At 67.0% G+C, this 21,016-nt stretch carries 16 protein-coding genes and 2 pseudogenes; 11 read left to right on the forward strand and 7 right to left on the reverse strand.

Going from position 1 to position 21,016, the window contains the following annotated elements; genetic code table 11:
• Nucleotides 1-57: 57 nt before the first annotated feature.
• Together SLINC_RS42930 and SLINC_RS42935 are read left to right on the forward strand one after the other, a co-directional pair.
• Nucleotides 58-2,994 carry a discoidin domain-containing protein gene (locus SLINC_RS42930; RefSeq protein WP_067443823.1) on the forward strand — a complete coding sequence of 979 codons (2,937 nt, stop codon included), beginning with the start codon at nt 58-60 and terminating at the stop codon, nt 2,992-2,994.
• A gap of 331 nt (nt 2,995-3,325) precedes the next feature.
• On the forward strand, nt 3,326-4,333 hold the full coding sequence (locus tag SLINC_RS42935; RefSeq protein WP_335743784.1) for a TolB-like translocation protein: 1,008 nt from the start codon (nt 3,326-3,328) through the stop codon (nt 4,331-4,333).
• A gap of 55 nt (nt 4,334-4,388) precedes the next feature.
• Here the strand turns inward: SLINC_RS42935 and SLINC_RS42940 are convergent, their stop codons facing one another.
• The gene (locus SLINC_RS42940) at nt 4,389-5,867 is read right to left on the reverse strand and encodes a sensor histidine kinase (RefSeq protein ID WP_067443825.1); all 1,479 of its coding nucleotides are present in this window, start codon (nt 5,865-5,867) and stop codon (nt 4,389-4,391) included.
• Nucleotides 5,854-6,534 (reverse strand): response regulator transcription factor, encoded by a 681-nt coding sequence (locus SLINC_RS42945; protein ID WP_067443826.1) that lies wholly within the window; start codon nt 6,532-6,534, stop codon nt 5,854-5,856. The genes SLINC_RS42940 and SLINC_RS42945 overlap by 14 nt, the downstream gene beginning before the upstream one ends.
• Before the next feature lie 128 nt (nt 6,535-6,662).
• On the opposite strand from SLINC_RS42945, the gene SLINC_RS42950 reads away from it, so the two are divergent.
• The 4 genes from SLINC_RS42950 to SLINC_RS50565 all read left to right on the forward strand — a co-directional run bounded on the left by SLINC_RS42950 (nt 6,663) and on the right by SLINC_RS50565 (nt 10,268).
• Nucleotides 6,663-8,270, forward strand: a complete 1,608-nt coding sequence (locus tag SLINC_RS42950) for a glycosyltransferase family 39 protein (RefSeq protein WP_079165000.1) — start codon at nt 6,663-6,665, stop codon at nt 8,268-8,270.
• Between the two features lie 122 nt (nt 8,271-8,392).
• The gene (locus tag SLINC_RS42955; protein ID WP_067443827.1) at nt 8,393-8,620 is read left to right on the forward strand and encodes a DUF1330 domain-containing protein; all 228 of its coding nucleotides are present in this window, start codon (nt 8,393-8,395) and stop codon (nt 8,618-8,620) included.
• 63 nt (nt 8,621-8,683) lie between these two features.
• Nucleotides 8,684-9,495, forward strand: a protein-coding gene (locus tag SLINC_RS46790; RefSeq protein WP_237282023.1) for an IS5 family transposase whose coding sequence is annotated in 2 segments (ribosomal slippage) — nt 8,684-9,007 and nt 9,010-9,495 — 810 coding nt in all. Because the reading frame shifts where the segments join, the coding sequence is not laid out codon by codon here.
• Nucleotides 9,496-9,527: 32 nt separating this feature from the next.
• Nucleotides 9,528-10,268 (forward strand): transposase, encoded by a 741-nt coding sequence (locus SLINC_RS50565; protein WP_397793918.1) that lies wholly within the window; start codon nt 9,528-9,530, stop codon nt 10,266-10,268.
• On the opposite strand, the gene SLINC_RS42965 is transcribed toward SLINC_RS50565, so the two are convergent.
• Nucleotides 10,168-10,515 carry a peptidase inhibitor family I36 protein gene (locus SLINC_RS42965; protein WP_237282087.1) on the reverse strand — a complete coding sequence of 116 codons (348 nt, stop codon included), beginning with the start codon at nt 10,513-10,515 and terminating at the stop codon, nt 10,168-10,170. The genes SLINC_RS50565 and SLINC_RS42965 overlap by 101 nt on opposite strands.
• A gap of 724 nt (nt 10,516-11,239) precedes the next feature.
• The gene (locus SLINC_RS42970) at nt 11,240-11,737 is read right to left on the reverse strand and encodes a peptidylprolyl isomerase (protein ID WP_067443829.1); all 498 of its coding nucleotides are present in this window, start codon (nt 11,735-11,737) and stop codon (nt 11,240-11,242) included.
• A gap of 668 nt (nt 11,738-12,405) precedes the next feature.
• Here SLINC_RS42970 and SLINC_RS42975 point away from each other — a divergent pair.
• Entirely contained in the window at nt 12,406-13,464 is a 1,059-nt protein-coding gene (locus SLINC_RS42975) for a sensor histidine kinase (RefSeq protein WP_079165001.1), read from the forward strand.
• 32 nt (nt 13,465-13,496) lie between these two features.
• Here SLINC_RS42975 and SLINC_RS42980 read toward each other — a convergent pair whose 3' ends face one another.
• Nucleotides 13,497-14,039: a pyridoxamine 5'-phosphate oxidase family protein gene (locus tag SLINC_RS42980; protein WP_067443830.1), complete on the reverse strand. Its 543-nt coding sequence runs from the start codon at nt 14,037-14,039 to the stop codon at nt 13,497-13,499.
• Between SLINC_RS42980 and SLINC_RS50570 the strand changes: the two are divergent.
• Nucleotides 14,038-14,316, forward strand: a pseudogene (locus SLINC_RS50570) (Hsp70 family protein); the annotation flags it as partial. The gene SLINC_RS42980 and the pseudogene SLINC_RS50570 overlap by 2 nt on opposite strands.
• Before the next feature lie 797 nt (nt 14,317-15,113).
• The gene (locus tag SLINC_RS50575; RefSeq protein WP_418361231.1) at nt 15,114-15,779 is read left to right on the forward strand and encodes an STAS domain-containing protein; all 666 of its coding nucleotides are present in this window, start codon (nt 15,114-15,116) and stop codon (nt 15,777-15,779) included.
• A gap of 525 nt (nt 15,780-16,304) precedes the next feature.
• Here SLINC_RS50575 and SLINC_RS42990 read toward each other — a convergent pair.
• Nucleotides 16,305-17,183, reverse strand: a complete 879-nt coding sequence (locus SLINC_RS42990; RefSeq protein ID WP_237282024.1) for an NAD-dependent epimerase/dehydratase family protein — start codon at nt 17,181-17,183, stop codon at nt 16,305-16,307.
• Nucleotides 17,184-17,216: 33 nt separating this feature from the next.
• Nucleotides 17,217-17,605: pseudogene (locus tag SLINC_RS50580) on the reverse strand (helix-turn-helix domain-containing protein); the annotation flags it as partial.
• 750 nt (nt 17,606-18,355) lie between these two features.
• Here SLINC_RS50580 and SLINC_RS43000 point away from each other — a divergent pair.
• Nucleotides 18,356-19,210, forward strand: a complete 855-nt coding sequence (locus SLINC_RS43000; RefSeq protein WP_067443832.1) for a hypothetical protein — start codon at nt 18,356-18,358, stop codon at nt 19,208-19,210.
• A 683-nt stretch (nt 19,211-19,893) separates the two neighbouring features.
• Nucleotides 19,894-20,664 (forward strand): class I SAM-dependent methyltransferase, encoded by a 771-nt coding sequence (locus SLINC_RS43005; RefSeq protein ID WP_067443833.1) that lies wholly within the window; start codon nt 19,894-19,896, stop codon nt 20,662-20,664.
• Nucleotides 20,665-21,016: the final 352 nt, after the last annotated feature.

The raw sequence follows: 21,016 nt of genomic DNA on the forward strand, positions 1-21,016 counted from the left end.
ATGCGTCCCGCCCCCTCTCCCAAGTACTGACCAAGCAGGTCCGAAGGAGGATCCTCCATGAGCTCATACGGTCTCGGACGACGGCGGTTTCTGGCCACCGCCGTCGGTGTCGCCGCCGCCTGGACCTCGGTTTCCGGGAACGCCATCGCCGTCCCGCAGCTGAGGCAGACCGCACGCAGCAATTCCGTCCGTGTGTGGCTGACGGACGTATCGGCCGACAAGTGGGTCGCCGGCCAGGACGATGTGCTGTTCAAGGCGAAGAGAACGGCCAACCCGCTCACGATCAAGATCGACGACAGCGTCAAGTACCAAAAGGTCCAAGGCTTCGGCGCGGCCATGACCGACTCCTCCGCCTGGCTCATCGACAAGTTGTCAACCGCCGAGCGGACCAAGCTGATGAATAAGCTGTTCGATTCCTCGGAGGGAATCGGTCTCAGCCTGCTCCGCTCCCCGATGGGCGCCACGGATTTCAACGCGTCCGGGAACTACTCCTACAACGACATGCCCCAGGGACAAACGGACCCGACGCTGTCCAACTTCTCCATCCAGCACGACGTGCCGTACATCATTCCGGCTTTGCAGCAGGCCCTCTCACTCAACCCGACCATCAAGATCATGGCCAATCCGTGGAGCCCGCCAGGCTGGATGAAGACCTCCGACTCCATGATCGGAGGCACCCTCAAGAGTGAGTACACTTCCGCGCTGGCCAGCTACTTCGTCAAGTTCATACAGGCCTATGGCGAAGTTGGCGTGCCCATCTCCTACATTTCCCCGCAGAACGAACCCATGGGTACTCCCACTTGGCCCGGGATGTTCCTGTCCGCGTACCAGGAAGCCGAGTTGATCCAGGAGATCGGCAAGGCATTCGAAGCCAACGGAATCTCCACGAAGATCCTGGCTTGGGACCACAACTGGGACGTGCCCTCGTATCCGGAGACGATCTTCAGCGACTCCGCAGCCTCCAAGTACACCGCGGGAACCGGATGGCACATCTACAGCGGTAACCCGACCTGCCAGACGGTGGTCCACAACGACTACCCGAGCAAGGAAACCTTCATCACAGAAGCCACAGGAGGCGTTTGGCAGGACAGCGACCAGACGGCGTTCAGCGAAGCACTGGGAACGTGGATCATCAACGGCACGCGCAACTGGGCAAACGGGGTGATGCTGTGGAACATCGCACTCGACCCCGATAGGGGCCCGCTCAACAGCGACACCGCCGGCATACCCATGCTGCGGGGCTTGCTCACGATCGACCCGGCCGACGGTCGGGTGACCTACAACGTGGACTACCACGCCCTCGCTCACGCCAGCAGGTTCGTCAAGCCCGGAGCGCGCCGGATCTACTCGAACACCTTCGGGGAAGGCAGCATAGAGAACGTCGCGTTCCAGAATCCGGACGGATCGAAGGTCCTGATCGCCCACAACACGGGAAGCGCCGCGAAAACCTTCAGCGTCGCGGACGGGACACACTCGTTCGACTACACCCTGAACGCCGGCGACGCCGTCACCTTCACGTACTCCGGGCCTGCGCAGAGCGGGCGTACCCCCGCAGCGGCCAAGGTCTCGGACCCGACACACGACTTCACGTTCAAGTCGGCATCCGGCCCGGTCACCGTCACGTACGACCCGGCACTGCTGCCTTACCAGAACTCCATCCGCACCGGAAACAAGCTGGTCACGTACTCCCTGCCGATCGGAGCTTCCGTCCGGACGACAGGAAGGGCACTGAGCCGTAGCAAATGGACCGCCACGGCTTCCGCGCAGCCGGATTGGGGTGTGGCCGGGAACGCGATCGACGGCGACATCAACACAAAGTGGAGTCTCGGGCACGGGACGACGAGCGGCGACTGGTTCCAGATCGATCTGGGGAGCCCCACGAGCTTCAATAAGATCGTCATTGACACCGGCGTGAACAACTCGTTCGACTACGTCACCAAGTATCAGATCTACGTTTCGAACGACGGTGCCGATTGGGGCAGCGCGATTGCGAGCGGCAGCGGAGGAATCGGCAAGATAGCCGTCACGTTGCCGACTCGAACGGCACAGTACATTCGCATCGTCAGTACTGCGGCATCCGGTTTCTGGTGGGCCATCGGCGACATCGAGGTGTACGGGTCTGCGCGTGGAACGGGCTCGATCACAGCTCCGGCAGCGGTATCGGACAGCCTGCAGCTGAAGAACTGGACCAGCAGGGAAGGGGAGCAGGTCACCGTAGTATTCAACGGGACCACCGACAGTAAGAGTTTCAAGATGTCCACCGACGGCTCGTACACGTATACGCTGCCGAGCGGAACCTCGGCGATGTTCACCACCAAGAAGCTGTCGAGCTTCCCATCACCGACCTTCAGCGATCTGAAGCCGGGCCAAGGCATGCCGCGCTCCAAATTCACGATTCGCGGCTCTGGTTTCGGCGCTGCACAGGGGCTGGGTACGGTGTACTTCGGATCGAGCTATGCCGAAATAGACAGCTGGTCGGACACGAGTATCAGCGCCTACGTTCCGAAGGGACTTCCCGCGGGGAAGGTCAGGGTTTCAGTGAAGGGAACCAGCGGAGCAGACGCAGGCGGATCGTCGTTCGACGTGGTGGATCCAGGTCCTGCACTACCCCGGACGGGCTGGACCGCAAAGGCTTCAGACGCAAGTCGGTCGGATGCGCCCGGAAACATGCTCGACGGTAGTTCCGACACTCGGTACAGCTCCGGAACAGGGCAGTACAACGGCCTCTGGATCCAAGTGGACATGGGGCAGACGCAGACCTTCGACAAGATCGTGCTGGATGTCGGCGGCAGTGTCAGCGACTATGCGCGAAGCGCAGACGTATACGTATCCACGGAGGGAACCGACTGGACCAAGGTCACGTCCGTAGCGGACGGCCAACGGGTCCACCTGATTTCCTTCCCGACGCAGACAGCTCGCTACATCAAGGTCGTCAATACCGGCAATGTTGCCCGTAGTTGGTGGTCAGTCGCAGAGTTCAACGTCTACAACTGACCGCGGGCTTTCAGGGCCGGAGCGGCACGCCTCGCCGTGGGCGCCGCTCCGGCCCACGGCCCCGCGCGCTGCGAAGCCGACCGCTCTCACCTGACCGGAACGCCGTCTCTCGATCGTCATGCGACGCATTGACCCCACAGCGCCATCGCGGTTGCATGCTTGTGGCCCTCCGGTGGGGAACCGGGGAGAAGGGCCAATGGCCTGTCTTGGGGGGAAAATGAGGGGAAACGCAAAGCGGAGCGCCACCAGACGTGTGCGGGCTGTCTTAAGTGCCACGGTCGTGGCCTGCGCGGTTACGGCGGTATTGCCCGGAGCCGCTTCGGCTGAGCCCATGACCGTGCCGGGCCTCGCGAGCGACAGCGGAGCCGGGGTAGAGCGGATCAGTGTCGCGCCCGACGGCACTCAGGGCGACGGCGACTCCGCCGGCGCCACGATCACGACCGACGGCCGGCGTATCGCCTTCTCGTCGTCGGCGAAGAACCTCACACCCTCCAACCCGGGCACGTCGGCCACGGTGTTCGTCCGCGACCAGAGGACGAGCCAGACCAGGCTGATGAGCACCAACGCCGCCCAGATCCAGCCCCCGGTGATCAGCGGTGACGGGCAATACGTTGCCCTGTGGGGGCTTAGGTTCAGAGACACGAAGGTCTTCCTGTCCCAGGTGAGCTCGGGAAGCACGATCAGCATCAACTGCTCGGGCCTCAGCTGTAGCCAGCCGTCGCTGAGCGCGGACGGCCGCTACATCACCCACGTCGCCACCTTCACTCGACCGCCGTCCCGGCAACGCATCGAGGTACGGGACTGGAACGCCGACACCACGCAGATCGTCGCCGAGTTCGGCCACCCCGTCTCGGCCCGGCCGTCCATCAGCGGCGACGGCCGCTTTGTCGCCTACCAGGACGGCCTGGCGGAGGACGTCTTCGTGTGGGACCGGACCGACGACACCTCCTCCGGCCCGATCGAGGGCCCGTCCAAGGCGGCGACACTCGTCCAGATCAGCAAGGACGGCAGCAAGGTCGTCTACCTCTCGGGATCCGACACCTACGTCCACGACGAGAGCTCGGGCACCGACCAACTGGTGCCGAACGTGCGGGGCGTGGCCATCGATCCCACCGGCCGCTATCTGCTGTACGCCCCACACGACACGAACGGACCGTCGCTCATGCTGCGCGACCTGGAGACGGGCACCGACGAGATCGTCTCGAACCAGCTCGCCACGGCCGGGACCGACTCGGTCAGCGCCGCTGGCCGCGACGTGGTCTTCCATTCCACGGCCGACGACATCGTGCCAGGCGACACCAACGGCAAGTCGGACGTCTTCATCCGCCGCTTCTACTGATCGCCCCGGCTTCCACCTGTCTTCCGGTTCCGACGGGCTGCCGCGGTGAAGCGCGTCAGTCCTCGGCCGGGGTGGCGGCTCGGGGAAGGCGTAGCTCGAAGCATGCTCCGAGGGTCCGGGGGGTGAGGATGAGGGTGCCTCGGTGGCGGTGCGCCAGGTCGCGGGCGATGGCGAGGCCCAGGCCGGTGCCGCCGTGGTCGCGGGAGCGGGCGTCGTCGAGCCGGACGAAGCGTTCGAAGATGCGCTCGGCGTCCTCGGTGGGCACGCCCGGTCCGTCGTCGTGCACCGTGAGGACGACCCAGTCGTCCTGGTTCCGGATGGTGATCTGGATGCGGTGTGCGGCGTGGCGGGCGGCGTTGTCGATGAGGTTGCGCAGCAGACGTTCGTATTCGTCGGGGTTTCCGTGTGCGTGTGCGGGGGCGGTGCTGTCGCAGGTGAGGGTCAACGGCCGTTCGGTGAGGGGGTATTGCTCGGTCAGCCCGGAGGCGAGGGCCGTCAGGTCGACGGTGTCGGGACCGGTCGTGGGGGTGCGGGTGTCGAGGCGGGCGAGGAGCAGCAGGTCTTCGGCGAGGGCCTGGAGGCGGCGGGTCTGGCGTGCGGCGGTGGTGGCCGCGGCGGGCCAGTCGGTGCGTTCCGGGTAGGCGAGCGCGACCTCCAGGCTGGCCAGCAGTGTGGTGAGGGGACTACGCAGTTCATGGGCGGCGTCCGCGACGAAGCGGCGCTGCTGGGCGGCGGCGTCGTCGAGGCGCTGGAGGGTGGTGTTGATGGTGGTGGCCAGGGCGGTGATCTCGTGTCCCGTTGCGGGGACGGTGACACGTTCGCGGGGGTCGCTCGCGGTGACCGAGGCGGTGAGGACGCGGATGGCTTCGACCGGCCGCAACGCGATGCGGACGGCGAAGTAGGCGGCGGCGGCGATCAGTACGAGGCCGACGAGGCCGGCCCGCAGCAGCAGGAGGTCGGTGGTCTCGGTGATTGCCTCGGCTGTGCGCGGGAGCACCACCACATAGACCCGCAGCGTGGCGTCGGCGGCGACGCCCAGAGCGGCGACTTCGTCACTGCTGAGTTCATCGGCGCTGATATCGGCGAACATGACCGTGTAGGTCCTGCCGGCCATGTCGAATCTGTCCCTTGAGCTGGAGTCGCGCACCGGCATGCGGAGGGGAAGGATCGTCAGGCTTCCGGGCTGTCTGGCCTCCGATGGGGCGGGCAGCACATGGCGGGTGCCGGGATCGAAGTCGTTCATGCCTCCGCCGTAGGCGACAGCGGTGCGTCGGCCGGTCGCGACGACCTCGTACGGCAGCATGGCACCTCTGCGAGCGGGAACCACACCCTCGTTCAGCTGATCGACGAGAGCCCAGAGCTGTTGCTCGGCTTGTCCTTCGGCGATCTGCGTGCCCTGGCGGTAGACGTCGTGGTGCAGCCACCAGCCGATGCCGACCAGGATGACGGCGGCGGCCGAGGCGGCGGCCAGGGCCGTGCGGGCTCGTACCGAACGCGGCCACCACCAGCGGCGTCGCGGCTCAGTCGCGTTCACGGTCGTCCACCAGCCGGTAGCCGGTCCCTCGTACGGTCTGCAGGGACCGTCGGCCGAACGCGGTGTCCACTTTCTTGCGCAGTGCGCTGACGCGCGCCTCCACCAGGTTGGGATCGTGGGCTTCGTCGGGCCACGCGTGATAGAGCAGATCCGTCTTGGAGACCGCCTGGCCGGCCCGGCGGGCCAGCAGCTCCAGCACGGCGAACTCCCGGGGGGTGAGTTCCACCCGGGCCCCGGCTCGGCGGCAGACCCGGCCGGCGACATCCAGCGAGAGGTCGCCCACGGCAAGGACGGGTGGGGCGACCGCGGCGGCTCGTCTGACCAGGGCCCGCAGCCGAGCGACGAGCACCATGTAGGAGAAGGGTTTGGCCAGGTAGTCGTCGGCCCCCGTGTCCAGGGCCTCTGCCTGATCCCAGTCCCCGTCCTTGGCGGTGAGGACCAGGATGGGCGTCGCGTTGCCCTCCCTGCGCAACTGGGCGCACACCTTGTAGCCGTTGAGTCCGGGCAGCATCAAGTCCAGGACGACCAGGGCGTATTCGCCGGTCCGGGCCATCCACAGTCCCTGCCGGCCGTCATGGGCTAGGTCGACGCTGTATCCCTCGGCGGTCAGGCCGGTGTGCAGGGTGTGGGCAAGGTCCACCTCGTCTTCGACCACCAGGATGCGCATGGGGTGCAGCCTCGCACAGCGCCGGCCCGCCTTCCTGATCGTCCGGTCAGGTTGGGTCAGCATCCGGTCAACGAGGTCCGGGCACGCTGGCGGAGTTTTTCCGCCGCTGCTGAAAGGCCCTGCCGTCGATGTCCGTTGCTGAACGTAGCCCAGCCCTCGCCAGGACGGTTTCCCCTCCCGTACCCGCCCGTCGACCATCACCGAGCCGGCGCCGCGCCAAAGCCGTAGTCGTCCTCGCGCCCTTGTCGCTGACCATCGCTCTGGGGCTCTGGGGGATCCGCAGGCAGAACACCATGTGGGGGGACGAGGCCGTCACCTATCAGCTCGCGCACCGCGATCTTTCGCAGATATGGCTCACCGCCCAGCATGTCGATCTGGTCCATGCCCTGCACTACGCCGTGATGCACGCGATCTTCGGTCTCTTCGGCGGAGGGCTGCTGACGTTGCGGCTGCCGTCCGTGCTGGCGATGTCCGCGGCGGCGAGCGGAGTCGGGCTTCTGGCACTACGCCTGGCGGGACCCCGGGCCGGGCTGCTGGCCGGGCTGGTGTTTCCGCTCCTTCCCCAGGTACAGAAGTTCGCGCAGGAAGGCCGCTCGTATGCCATGGTCTGTGCCCTGGTCACCTGGGCCACCTACGCACTCGTGGTCAGCGTCCCGCATCGCACCCGGTGGCGGTGGGCGGTCTATGGCTTCACCATGCTGCTGGCCTGTCTGCTCCATGAGTTCGCGGTCCTCGCCCTGGTCGCACACGGCGTCACCCTGCTCGTCTCCCGTGTTCCACGACCGGTGCTGAGAGCGTGGAGTGTGGCTGCCGCGGGCGTCGTGGCCGCGCTGTTGCCGCTGGCGATCTGTAGTGCGGGGCAGTCGGAGCAGGTGTCCTGGATCGGCGGACCGGTGCGGCCTGGTTATTTCCTGGTGGTGGCGGTCGTGGGCGTGGTGTGTGCCCTGGCGCCCCTGGGGGGGAGGGGGCCCGTGCGGCTCTCCGTGCTGGCTGTGCCGATTCTTGTGCTTCCGGGCCTTCTGCTGCTGGTCGCCTCGCTGGTCAAGCCCCTTTTCGTCGACCGGTATGTGCTCTTCAGCAATATCGGAATCGCCTTGCTGCTGGGCGCCTGGATGGACTACTTCCTCCGGGGGCAGCGGTCTTCCCGCTACGCGTGGATCGCGGCGGTTGCCGTACTGGCCGCGCTCGTCCCGTCGAGCCTTTCGCTGAGGACGCCCCAGAGCCGGAGCAATGACGTCACCGCCATCGGCGCAGCCGTACGCAAGGAAGGCCGTCCCGGCGACGGGCTGCTCTATCTCTCCGGCCAGCACCGGATCTTGACTGCGGCCAACCCCGAGGACACCCGCTTCCTGACGGATCTCGCCCTGGCACAGGACCCCGTTTCGTCGAACACGCTTGCAGGTGTCGAGCTTCCCGCCCAGGAAATAGCGGCACGCATGCTTGAGTTCGACCGGATCGTCGCGGTCCGCGTGGCGGGTGCGCCCCCGCCGGCCAATCCGCGGGAGGAAGCGAAGACAAGCACCCTGCGACGCCACTTCCGCGAGTACGGAACAACCCATGCCAACGGGGCGCGAGTCACCGTCTATGTCCGAGACCGCGCGGACATCGGGGCACACCGAACGGCGTCCCTCCGCTCGGATTCGCGCGCGGAAACCGATCGGTTTACGATGAGGAAACCGAGCGGTTTCCAGTCGCGGAGACTTGCCCGCCTGGAGCGGCGAACACCACTTTCCTGATGTCGGAGAGGTATTGGCAATGAGTGCGAATTCAGAGAAGAAGAAGTTTTACGCCCTGAACATGTTTGACGTGGTCGACCTGGAGAAGTACCTCACGTATTTTTGGCCGCTTCCGGAACAATGTGGCCGGTGACCTCGCATCACGCCAGGTTCTGTTTGTCGTTGAATGGGAATCCGAAGAGGCGTTCAACAGCTTCCGGGACGATCCTGACCTGGCCGACCTGCATCCGCTGCGGGAGAGCGGGACGGCGTCCTATGTCTGGCAGACCTTCGATGGTCTCGACATGAGTGATCCGGCCGACGTTTCGCTCGACGATGTACTGGCGGTGCTCAAGCCTTACAACGGCTAACACAATGAGGTGGATCGGCACTGATGGCCGTGTCCGGGGCTGAAGTTGAGAGTTCGGCTCGGCGTGGGGACATCGCCGTGGATCGTGTCGGATGAGCTGTGGGGCCGCCTGGAGCCGCTGCTGCCGCAGCGCGAACGGCGCTTCCGATACCCGGGCCGCAAGGCATTGCCGGACCGGGAGGTGCTGTGCGGGATCCTGTACGTGCTGCACACCGGCATCCAGTGGGAGTACCTGCCCCAGGAGCTGGGCTTCGGCTCGGGCATGACCTGCTGGCGACGCCTGCGGGACTGGAACGAGGCCGGCGTCTGGCAGCGGCTCCACGAGGTCCTGCTCGCCGAACTGAACGCAGCTTCACGCCTGGACTGGTCCCGCTGCGTGGTCGACTCCTCCCACGTCAGAGCGCTAAAAGGGGGCAGCACACGGGCCCCTCGCCGGTCGACCGGAGCAGGGCAGGCTCGAAACACCACCTCATCACCGACGGACACGGCACCCCGCTCGCCGTCCTGCTGACCGGAGGTAACCGCAACGACGTCACCCAACTTCTGCCCCTGCTCGACGCGATCCCGCCCATCCGAGGCCGGGTCGGACGACCACGCCGCAAGCCCGACTCGCTCTTCGCCGACCGCGGCTACGACCACGACATCTACCGCGACCAAGTCCGAGCCCGAGGCATCGTGCCGGCTATCGCCCGCCGCGGGAGGCGACACGGCACCGGGCTGGGCACCTACCGCTGGGTGATCGAAAGAAGCTTCGCGTGGCTCCACGGCTTCCGACGCCTGCGGATCCGCTGGGAACGCCGAGCCGACATCCACGAAGCGTTCCTCAAACTCGCCTGCTGCCTGATCACCCACCGACAACTCAGCTCATTGTGTTAGCCGTTGTTAGACCCGCGTCGATACGGAGCCGGATGAGCCGGCTGACGGGGTGGTCTCGGCGCCCAGTTGAGGCTCAAGGGCGCGGACGGCATGCGGATCACGTGCTTGCCCGACGCTGGGAACCTCGCCGCCTGCGATTCCGCGTGTCCTCCGCGGCTGCTCGGCTCGTCACCACGGTCGGCGCAGGATTCTCTCCCTCACCCATCACTGGTCCTGAGCCGGCGAAATCCCTGCATCGACGTCGGCAAGAAGATCAAGGACGCAGGCGTCACGTGGCCACCGACACGCTCGGCCTGGTCCTGGCTGTCATCGTCACGGCCGCCTCGGTGCACGACTCCACCGGCGGAAAACGCCTGCTCGACGAACTCGCCGCCTCACACCCCAGCGTGACCAAGGTCTGGCCCGTTCGACGGAGTTCCGTTTCTTGTACGGCTCTTCGTCGCATCCGTGCGGCCGCCTGCCGGCGTGAGCCTTCGCGCCGGCAGGCGGCCTGGCTGTCGGTCTTCGCCGGGATCATGCACCGGATGCTCGGCATCGCAGGTACGCCGCACAGAGTCGCTGTTCTATCAGTCGTGCCCTATCCCCTGGGGGCGAGCCGTCGACGCGTGGAGAAGGCGTGGGAGGAGCATCCGATGACGGGGAGCCCCCTGTTGCCGCCGGCCCAGTCGTCTCTCAGCAGGGCTTCACCCACCAAACCCATGTCCAGTCGGCGGAGGCGTCCGAGTCGTAGGCACCCCTGTCCATCCAGCGCGTCACGTGGTCGGAACTCCTGAATTGCGCGCGGGTTCCAGGGGTCTGGTTGTTGATCCACGAACCCAGACCCGACCACGTAATTTCGTGTTCGACGCAGTTGTACATGAGTATGGGTTGACCGGTGAAATTCGCTCCCGGGTAGGCGCAGAAGTACTTGTACGGACAGCTGGCCGCCGCTGTTGTGGCGGACCCGGCACCGTGTGTCGCCGCGCCGGCGGTCGAGGCCATGATGAGGACGGCCGAAAAGCCGGTGGCGACTGCCACCATGCTACGCACCCACGTCCGACGGCTCCCGCCGCGGTTTTCGGTCATAGTCAAACTCTCCTCGAAGAGACCCTGTCGGTTGACTTCACCGAATCTAGGGCTGGCCGAAGGAGCGACGCCAACCTTTCGACCTCACCCGAATTGAGCGGCTGCCCGCTCCCGCCGTGTGTGTTCATCGGTAAGGTCTGAACTTTGACTCGGCCTTGAAACCGCTCATGGATTACCTGCTGGGCCAGGCTCGGCCCTGTGGGTTACGTCGCTGGTCACGTTGGGTGATCAGGCAGGTCAACCATTGCGCAAGGCACGCAGGTGCGGCGCACCTCTTGGCCGTCGACGCAAGGCGATGGGGGCTGAGCGGCCGCGAGTCATGACGGGCCCGTTGTTGCGTCGTGGGAGCTTCAACGAGGGGGGATCACCCACCGCCTGCCCCCTTGGCAGCTGCCCGACCTGGTCGAAGGCGGCCTGCAAGGAACAGTAGTTGAGGTGCGGCGTTGCCGGATGCCGGTTGGAGTGGGGCCGCCTCGCCCGACAGCGGAATCAACCGGCTGTTCGTGAAGCTTGGCGACGGCACCTTCTACCAGCCACCAACCCCGATCACTCCTTGATCGAAGTCGTAGGGGCACGCCCTACGCCGGCGGCTGGTCGAAGATGCCGCGGACAGGTGAGACATGCGCGGCGGTCAGCCTGGGCGCATCATTCCAACTGCCTTACAGGCAGACCACTACCGTCACAGAGCGCCGGAGTCGGCGATGGTGATGGTGGCCGAGGTGCGGCCGGACCGCGAGCCGTAGCCCTCGATCTTGCGTACCAGCTCCATGCTGGTCTCGTCGGCGACCTCACCGAAGACGACGTGCTTGCCGTCGAGCCACGACGTCACGATCGTGGTGATGAAGAACTGCGAGCCATTGGTGTGCGGGCCGGCATTGGCCATGGAGAGCTGGCCCGGCTTGGTGTGCTTGAGCGTGAAGTTCTCGTCGGGGAACGTCTCGCCGTAGATGCTCTTGCCGCCCGTGCCGTCGCCGCGGGTGAAGTCACCGCCCTGGAGCATGAAATCCGGGATGACGCGGTGGAAGGACGAGCCCTTGTAGCCGAAGCCCTTCTCGCCGGTCGCCAGCGCGCGGAAGTTCTCCACGGTCTTGGGGGCGACGTCGTCGAACAGGTTCATGTTGATCCGGCCGGAGGGAACGCCGTCGATGGTGATGTCGAAGAATACCTTGGTAGTCATGCCCCCATCTTGACATTTGTCACCGCCCGGGAGCGGCACCCGGGCCCCCTGGAGCCCCTCCGCACTCTCACGGACCGCGGCGCCGAGACAGGGACGCCGCGGGGAGTCAGGCCAGGGGACAACGGTCTTCCGGCCGGTGTTGGCTCGGTCTGGGTGTTCAACGCAAGCATCCGCAACGTTCGGCGGGAGAACGTCGACCGTGCGCTCGCCGCGGCCGAGGAATGGGATGACGCACCGCGCCTGCCCGCCCAGGCGATCGCGCGGGGTTCGACGAACATCGCCACGCTGGTCGTCAGGGGTGTCGACATACCCTGCTTCGCCTCCGTCGAGGCTGGCTCCGGGGGAGTACCGCACTTTCGGCAGTCTGCAGACGCTCCTGCTCGGGGATGCCGCCGTGCCCGTCAGCGTCCGGGGGCAGGCCGAGCCACCCCGGGGAGGGCGCCCCCGTCACCTCGCCGACGTAGAGGGTGAGAGTCGCTGTCGGCCAACGCCATCGAACCTCCGCATCGCAGCCCCGTCGCCACGGCCCCGCCCGGCAGCACTGCCACCGGTGTGAGCGTCTCCCGGTCTGCGCGCTGCTGTCTCGGCCGGACGGCCGGTAGCGATGGCCGGACATCGGCCATTCGGCCGAGTCCGCCAGGAATCGCCGCTTCCGTATCCTGCCGAGCGTGTACTCCGAGACTCGGCTGCTCCGCCGGGCGCTGATCGCCGCCGGCTGGATCCTTCTCCTCACGGTGTGGCTGTTGGATGTGTTCGCCGGCCGGGCGCCCCATTACTGGTGGACGAGCTGGCTGCCGATCGTGTCCGGCCCGCTTGCCTGCGCGGTGCTGCTGTGGCCCGGCCGTCGGCCGAGCATGCAGGTACGCGCAGCGCTCGTTGCCGGCGGCTCGCTGGCCCTCACGGTCGCGATCGGCGTGTTCGCGGCCCCGGACGGCGCCGGCACCTGGGGACTGCTGGAGAGCGTCGTCCTGCTGGTGCTGCTGTCCCGCGCGGTGCGGGCGGTACCCCGCCCGGGAATCGCGGCGGTCGTCTCGGTCGCGCTGGCCGTCGCGGTCATCGCGATCCCGCTGCGCTGGGCGCCGACGAACAGCCAGGCCGCCATCGGCTGGTCCCTGCTGATGACGCTCGCCGTCAGCGCGGCTTTCGCCTGGGGCCTGCGTGCGCGGCTGCTGGAGGAGCAGCGGGCCCGCGACATCGCCGCCGTGCGTCAGCGGGAACGCCTGGAACTCGCTCACGACCTGCACGACTTCGTCACCCACCACGTCACCGGCATCATCGTCCAGGCCAACGCTGCACCGACCCTCCGGCACATCGCACCGGAACAGGTCGGACCGCTGCTGGAGAACATCGCCCGGTCCGGATCGGAGTCGCTGGACTCGATGCGCCGCCTGGTGCGGGTCCTGCGCGAGGACGACCACGGCAGCATCCGGCCGGGGCAGGTGTGGAGCGAACTCGCCCGCCTGGTCTCCGAGTTCTCCGCGAACGAAGCGGACGTCCAACTGCGCATGGCCGTGGCGGCCCGCGAGGCGCGGCTCGCCCCCGAGGTGGAGACCTCCGTGCATCGCGTGGTGCAGGAGGCGTTGACCAATGTGCGCCGTCACGCGTCCGGTGCCGCGGTGGCCGTACGGGTCGACGTGGACGGTCACCGGCTGAGGGTGGAGGTGCACAACACGGCACCGGCCGGTTCCAGGTCGGTCCTTGGTCCGGGCGTAGGCACGCGCGCCTAGGGCCGGCGTGTCGAACGAGTTGATGAGTCCGGTCATGACGTCGACGTTCCCGGCTCGTCGGACCGCACGCTGTCGCCGTTCTGCCGCCGGCGTTCCGCACGCTGCTGGACGAGTTCCTCGACGGCGCTGGGCAGAGTCGTCTCGAAGTCGATCAGTTTCGCCCACGTCGGCGTCATCACGATGCGGACCATGCCGTCGTAGAGCGAGCGGATCTCGGCCTCCCACTCGACGCGTTGCTCCGCCGTCATCTCGTAGGAGCCGTTCATCTCGAGGTACTCCTCGGGAATGCCCTCGACCTCGTCGAGTTCGACAGTGCCGCGGACGAGCAGGATCTTGGGCGGGTGCACCTCGGTGTCGATCGTGATGGCGACAGCCGGGTTCTGACGGAGCGAAGCCAGCTTCGGGGCGTTCTTCGACGTGCACATCACGGCCTCCTTGCCGTTCCAGGCGAAGGCGATCGGGATGTTCCGCGGTGTCCCGTCCTTGGCCACGTAGGCCAGTCGGCAGAGGTCACGGGCCAGCATCTCCTGGCTCAGCGGGCGGTCGAGAATCTCGGTGATCTGGTCGATCCTCATGGTGGGCCTCCTGCGGGCTGTGCGTGCGACCACGGTGGTCGCCTCTGCCTCTGGGACGGAGCCGTCACACGGTTCTCGACATCCTTCGACGCGATGCGGCCGTTCTCACGAACAGAGCCACTCGTCCCCATCAGTGGTGGCCTTTGTCAAGAGCGGAAAGGTACTGGTCGGCGAGGTGGCCAAACGGTAGGCCGTCATGAACGTCGAGTGCACAGCGCGCTCGGTGAAGCGGCACCTGGACGACCACGGCCGGCAGTTCCCGGACAGCGGCAGCGTTTAGGGTCTGTTGCTGTAGGGCGCGCTGCTGGAGGAGGCCGATCGTGGCGATGTCGGCCAGGGCCCGGGCGAGCCTGACCTGTCCGGGAGGCGGTGCGTCGGTCTTGCCGCCCAAGAGGCCGAGAGCACCGATGGTCTGCTCTCTGATCTCTGAGCCTCAGCGGTACGGCAGCCACTGAGCGGAAGCCGAGCGCGTGTGCCCGCGGGGGCGAAGCGCGGCCAGGCCGCTCCCGCCTGCGGATGGTCCAGCGGGACGCCCGCCACCGGCTGCCCCGAGCGGAAGCAGTCGCGGCACGGTCCCTCGTCCCAGTCGACACTGTTGTGTTCAAGAGTGGATGACGTCGAAGCCACTGGCCAAGGTGTCCCCTTTCGTGCGCCGGACAGCGTGAAGGGCCGCTTTTCCCCACAGTGCGACGGTCATGCCACGGCCTGCACGACTCAACACCGCTGCTGTGAACCGTTGTTCGACGCCTGGCCGGAACGAGAACGAGCCGGCGCGACCGGTGGTCCGGGGCAGTCTGGCATCCGTGAATCCGACGACTGCATCTCATCTCACCAACGTGATCGATACCGTTCTGCCGTGGCAGTTGGCCGTTCGATGCCGGTCACATGTGATCTCTGATTTCTCGGCTCCGGGGCGCACGGGCATGATGGCGGTGTCCGGAGGAACGACACCGCCCCGGCCCCCGGCGGCGCGTCCGGACACGACCGGTGGCCGAGGGCCAGTCCGGTCCCGCCGACAAGAATTGCCAACCATGGTGGGGGTACACCATGCGTGCCGACGAACCTGCCTTCGGGATGTGCCACCGAACCGTGGGCACAGCCCTGGTCATCGAACTGCGCGGGGAGATCGACATCTGTGCGACGTACGCCCTCGGCCCGACGACTGACGCCCTGCTCTCCCCGGACATCCGGCAGACCGTGGTCGACCTGACCGCGGTGACCTTCCTCGACCCCGGTGGCCTGCGGCTACTGACCCGGATCCGCAGCCGCGCCGCCCGCCGTGGCGGGTTGTGGCTCGTTCCGGGTCACCCCAGGATCATGCGAGTGCTCCGTCTGCCGAGCCTTCAGTCCGCCTTCGATCTCCTCGACGCGCTTTCACCCGCTCTCGCCGAGGGCTCCGACCACACCGGCAGTTCGACGGACTCAGACACCCACGTCTCCACAGCGCGTAGCCGAAGCCTGCGTGGAACGACTCGCATGGGTTCGGAGTCACGGAGCACGGTGTGCCTGCGGCGGCACGCACGGCGCGGGAGGGCGATGTCGTCGTCGCGTGCCGCGGACTTCATGGCTTGGTCGAGCAGGGAGCAGGGAGCAGGGAGCAGGGAGCAGGGGCAGCTCGCAGGTCGGACAGAGGGGTGGTGGGATCGAGGCCGAGGAGGAGTCCGGGGGGACTTGGAGGACGTCGGGGTGGCGCAGGGTGGGAAGTGTGGCGCCTGCTGCGTGTTCTGTGGCAGGCGGTGAGGTGGTGAACGGTGCTCAGCGTCACTGCCTCGTCGCTGTCGTCGACCGAATTCCTGTCCGCGTGGCTGCGCGCGGGCGCCGACCCGGTCGGGGCCGCCCAGTGGACAGGAGTGGTCGGGACTCCAGTTTCAGACCGGGGGACGCACTCAGTTCACCGAAGTACTGCTCGAAGAGCGGCTCCAGGTCTGGTCAGGACGAAGTCCATCTGGCGGAGGGCTGCCGAGCACAGCAGTCCGTAGAGCCTGCTTGCTCCAGCAGGTCACGTACAGGTGCAGTGCTTCCAGGGGTAGGCGTTCGTCGATCGGACGATGGTGCGCGCGCAGTTGCTCGCAGGGACTCGGGCTGGTCGTCCCGGTCCGGTGCTGGGAACAGCCGACCGGGGCTATCCAGGACGGCTCCAACGCCGTGATCGCCCCAGTCACGTCAAGATCATTTCACCGTGCCCAGGAGCTACGGGACGGCTGAGAGTGGTGCCTCACGACCCTGGTTCCACGGAAGTCGTCGGGGGCGAGCTGAGCCGTGCGGTCACTCATGGCTCGGTCCGTCCGCGGCATCGCGCAGTAGTTGCCGGACTCCGCGAACAGGTCGGTAACCGAACGCGCTTCTGGCGGCAGTCGAGTCGTACACCCGGTCCAGGCGATCGGGCACTGACCACCCCTGGTCTCGGAACGCCTGGAAGACGTCCGGAACCCGTTTGGCGAGCACCGCGCCCGCATCGTGGGAAAGGGCAAGGCAGTCCTCTCGGCGAAACGGGTGCGGCCCGGAGATGTTGAACCTGCCGGTGACGTTGGAGTGCGCCATGGCCAGGACCCCCGCCGCCGCTACGTCGGCAACGTCGACTGCCCGGTGTAGCAGGTGGCGGGCCCGCACAGGCAGTGGCTCGGGAAAGCACCGCGCTATGCGCAGCGTGACCGAAGAAAGGGTGCAGGCGGCGACCAGTTCCTCTGCAGCCAGTTTGGTCTCGTCGTAGATGTCCCTGGGAAGCGGCGTGAGCTGCTCGTCCACCCAGACGGCACGGTCGGTGGGCACCAGGGCGTGTCCGTACACACTCGTACTGCTGATGTAGAGAACCCGCAGAGTGCCGAGGCTGGCAGCATCGTCGAGCAGGCCCGCAGTCACACCGACATTCACGGCTCGGAACTCTGCATCGGCCAGACGCCCGACGTGCGGAGCGTGCAGCGCGGCAGTGTGGACCAGGACATCGGCCGACTGCAATGCGGCCAGCCGCACGGGCCGGTCTCGCAGGTCTCCGATGACGCTCGTCCAGCAGCCGGGAACACGGTCCACGCCGCGGACCACCCAGCCAGCTGCGTCGAATGCCGCAGCCAGGGCCGCTCCGACACGGCCCGAACTACCCGTAACCGCAACCAGCCCAGCAGGGGCTCTTTTCGTTACTCCTTGCACGCGTCCGACTGTACGGCGTGAAACCGATCAGCGGATGCGGTGCACCAGTAGGTCGAGCCCGGCCAGGGTGTATTCGACCCCGAATCCGCGGTGCACGATCTCAGCGATCCTCGTCAGTGTCCAGCACTGGTCGCTACAGCCGGACACGGCCGGACCTACATCCAACACCGCCTTCAACGCACACAGTTGACCGGCGTCAAGCTTGCAGCGAGCACCCTCAGGCCCTTTGGAGACCGGGGCCTGCCGCCCGCCCGAAGCCAGGGCCCGACGCCAGCGGTTCGCCGATATCCGCGTCACCTTGTACCGCCGGGCCACCCCCCGTCACTGGCCCCTGCCTCGATCAAGTTCGCCGCTGCGAGCCGGACTTACTCACGCCGGGCCTGCTCCTCAGCCGTCAGCCCACCGCTATCGGCAGACCTCATCCCTCCGGCATAGCGCGGCCCCCACCAACCGTCACGACCCGACGTAACCTCAGCCGTTAGAGATCTCTAGCTGCCGTGAGCCAGTGCTTTCCGAGACGGTGGCGGGGTGCCGCGGATGAGTCTGCGCCGTCGTAGGGATGGCTCCCGGTGAGCGCCTGCTCTCATGGCGGCCGATGGCGGAAGTGGGTTGGCCGCCGGTCGCCCTGTTGTCGGTGGAGTTGCTGGTGCATCGTTCTGTCGGTCGCGAGCACGGTGAGAGTCCGGCGGGTCTGGCAGAGCCTTGCGACGAGGCTCGGGGAGAGGGTGACTCAGGTGGGACCGGGTGGCGGGCACGAACAACCACGGGCGGTCGGTTCTGGCCCGCTGGCGCCGCTCCGGTCGGATTCCGGACGTCCCGGATCGGGCGTACTTGAACGGAGGCCGCGGTCACTGACACCTGCGTCCGTTGTGGCGCACCCTCATCACGCCGTTGGCTCCGGCGTCGGGGCCGAGCACCGGGGCTCGTGACATCGGCAACTGACGTCGTGGTGCCCCGTTCTCGGCCGGAGTGCCTGCTCGACGGGCGGATCCGAAGCGGTCTCGCGATCTCCGAAGGTCGCGCGGATCTGCCGAAAGACGCAGTAGACGGCTGCGGGCCGTGGGCGGCGCCGCGTTCGCTGCGGGCAGCCGGTTGCACGCTCCGATGTCACTCGATCAGTTCAGTACCATGGTTTCCCGGCGATCGCGCCGACCTGTATCACAGGAGGCGCCATGGACACCGTGGACCCGTCAGTGCGTCGACGCCAGCAGCGTGATCGTCAGGTGGGTCATCCGGCGGCCCTGCGTATGGGCATGATCTGGTTCGTCCTCGGTGCCGCGGGGGCCTTCGTGCTCGGGCTCCTCGTCTCTCTGTGGTTCGACGGGCTGCGCGCCATCGCCCTCAACGCGCCGTCCGGCGCCCACGTCTCGGGTGTCTCGGTCCCGCTCGTCGTGGTTGGGATGGGCGCAGGGGTTCTCCTGGTGGGCCTGGGGCTGCCGGTGGGCGTCCACCATCTCGACGGCTACCGGGCTGTACGGGGCGGCGGGGGATGGGCGCTGGCGATCGGTGTCGGCGGCCTTGCCCTGGGTGTCGCTGTCGGGGCGCGGGGCTGGGTGGCGGCGGACCGTGTCGGGTGGGTGGTGACGGACTACGAGCCGCCGGAGCGATGGGGTTGGGGGCGGTGGATTCTCTACTACGCCGACCTCTGGCTGCCGGGCTTCCTGGTCGTGCTCTTGCTGCTGCTGGTGTGGTCGGCCGTCCGGGCCCAGCGCCGCATCACCGCGAGCGCCGCTACCCGGGACCGGCTGCTGATCGAGGGGCTGCGGACCACCGGGGCCATCAGCGAGCTGCGCGTCCACTACTCCAGCGACGACTCCGGTGGGCGGCACGTCGCGGGGGCCACCGCGACGGTGACCTATGTCGACGCTGCTGGTACGCGCCGCTGGGTGACGCGTAAGTACGCCGATGCGTCTGTGCTCGTCCAGGGTGGCGCGGTGCAGGTGCTCCACGACCCTGCCCGCCCGGACGACGACGACTCGGTGTTCGTCAGCTTCCTGCGGGAGCCGGCCGTCCTCGACTGGGTCTGACGGGCAGCTGGGCAGAACTTCTGCCGGGCGGCCACAGCCGGGGGAGGGGATGGGGCATGAGCACTGGCCGGAAGTCGAGGTGAGTCGACAGTGCTCCGAGAGACGTGACCCGTGCCCGTGCGCACCTGATGTGCACTGCCCGCGGGGACAAGGGGCGCCCGCTCGATTGAGAGGGTGTCGCCGCGCATCCCGCTGCCATTCGCTTCGTACAGTGCGGTACTTGGTCTTTACGACTGTGACGCCGGCCAGGGTTTTTGCCCGGTGGTGAACGGTTCGCGGGCCCGGAGCCTGCCATCTCCACGTGCGGTTACGAAGGGGCAGGGCGTTCGATGTCCGGCATCGGGACCCGCGTCGGCGCCCTGCTTCAGCCGGGACGTTGCGAAAGGGAGCGTGGATCGGGCTGATCGAACGAGGAGCTCGTTGCCCGGCTAGGAGGGCTCAACAGCCGTCCATAGCGTGCGCTTTGGCCGAAGGTGCCAGGTCAGGCATGGCGGAAACACACTGACTCCCCCACCGTGAACCCGACTTGGTCCCGATCTCGGTGCGCGGTGAAAGCGAGGCGGAATCCCCGGTGCCGTAGGTCGGTTCTCGACAGTCTCGTGGGGAATTCTCCGTTCCGCCGCTTTCGCGGCTCTATGCTCTTCGGGCACCGACATGAAAGACGATCTGGGGGGGCGTGTCATATGAGGGCAGCAAGGAGCGGGACGTCGGTATGGAAGTCGGGGGTCAAGCGGCTTGTCGGACGTACGGGATTCGACATTGTGCGCAGCACCAACAACCGGGGTGGAGTGGACGACTTCATCCCGTTCGAGGCGACGATGCGGGCTGCGCGGGCGGCCGGTCTGTCGGTCGGTGACTACATCGACGAGGTCATGAACGGGACGCCTGGCGCCACCCGGTCCACCGTCGATGAACTGCGTGCTCTCGGTATTTTCGCCGCAGATCCGCAGACGGTGCTGGAGATCGGCCCCGGCTCGGGACGGTATCTGGACAGGACGCTGAAGGAGTGTTCGCCGGGGCGTTATGAGATCTACGAGACGGCAGCGCCCTGGGCCGACTACCTGGTGGAGACATTCGGCGTGGTCGCCCAACCGACCGCGGAATTCAGTCTCGCCCCGACGCCCGACGACAGCATCGACCTCGTGCAGGCCCACAAGGTGTTCAACACCCTGACGTTCCTTGGTGCGTCCCGCTACTTCTTCGAGATGGCGCGTGTCACGCGGCCCGGTGGGCGGATCGTCTTCGACGTCATGACGGAGACCTGCCTGGATCCGGCCACGATGCGCGCCTGGGCGACGCAGGGTGGCGCGGGGCACGACTCCTACCCGGCCGCCATGCCCCGCCAGTCATGCGTGGACCTCTTCGCGACGCTCGGCTGCGGCCTCAAGGCCAGCTTCCTGGCCCCCATGGGCGTCGCCTCCACCGAGGTGCTCGTCTTCGAGAAGACGACCTGACCCATCGGCCTCGTCACAGGCCGCATGACGTGTCCTCGTCGTGGAGATGCTCACTGGCGGACACGGCCTGTGCACCCAGCTTCAAAACTTGACCACAAATTCCACACACCACCCTCTCCAGGCGGTCTCCAATGGTCTAGATTGACGGATCACATGCCGGGACACCGAGCGACAAATCGTGATCTATGAGTCAGGCGTTGTGGGCGGCAAGTGATCGAGCTCCCGATGCCGGACGTGGGGGTGATCGATTTGTGAAGCTCAAGTGAGGGCCGCGGGTGCGGGGAGCGCCCGACGTTCGACGGGGCGCCGCGCACCCGGAGAGTCCGGCAGGACGTGCGAGTCCGTCGCCGTC

The organism is Streptomyces lincolnensis (assembly GCF_001685355.1).
GTDB classification, from domain to species: Bacteria; Actinomycetota; Actinomycetes; order Streptomycetales; family Streptomycetaceae; genus Streptomyces; species Streptomyces lincolnensis.

What these genes read in the sequence shown, in the direction of transcription:
- SLINC_RS42930 (WP_067443823.1), top strand. Translation starts at nt 58, where the DNA reads ATGAGCTCATACGGTCTCGGACGACGGCGGTTTCTGGCCACCGCCGTC.
- SLINC_RS42935 (WP_335743784.1), top strand. Translation starts at nt 3,326, where the DNA reads ATGACCGTGCCGGGCCTCGCGAGCGACAGCGGAGCCGGGGTAGAGCGG.
- SLINC_RS42945 (WP_067443826.1), bottom strand. Translation starts at nt 6,534, where the DNA reads ATGCGCATCCTGGTGGTCGAAGACGAGGTGGACCTTGCCCACACCCTG.
- SLINC_RS42950 (WP_079165000.1), top strand. Translation starts at nt 6,663, where the DNA reads ATGTCCGTTGCTGAACGTAGCCCAGCCCTCGCCAGGACGGTTTCCCCT.
- SLINC_RS50565 (WP_397793918.1), top strand. Translation starts at nt 9,528, where the DNA reads ATGAGCCGGCTGACGGGGTGGTCTCGGCGCCCAGTTGAGGCTCAAGGG.
- SLINC_RS42965 (WP_237282087.1), bottom strand. Translation starts at nt 10,515, where the DNA reads ATGGTGGCAGTCGCCACCGGCTTTTCGGCCGTCCTCATCATGGCCTCG.
- SLINC_RS42970 (WP_067443829.1), bottom strand. Translation starts at nt 11,737, where the DNA reads ATGACTACCAAGGTATTCTTCGACATCACCATCGACGGCGTTCCCTCC.
- SLINC_RS42980 (WP_067443830.1), bottom strand. Translation starts at nt 14,039, where the DNA reads ATGAGGATCGACCAGATCACCGAGATTCTCGACCGCCCGCTGAGCCAG.
- SLINC_RS50575 (WP_418361231.1), top strand. Translation starts at nt 15,114, where the DNA reads ATGTGCCACCGAACCGTGGGCACAGCCCTGGTCATCGAACTGCGCGGG.
- SLINC_RS43000 (WP_067443832.1), top strand. Translation starts at nt 18,356, where the DNA reads ATGGACACCGTGGACCCGTCAGTGCGTCGACGCCAGCAGCGTGATCGT.
- SLINC_RS43005 (WP_067443833.1), top strand. Translation starts at nt 19,894, where the DNA reads ATGAGGGCAGCAAGGAGCGGGACGTCGGTATGGAAGTCGGGGGTCAAG.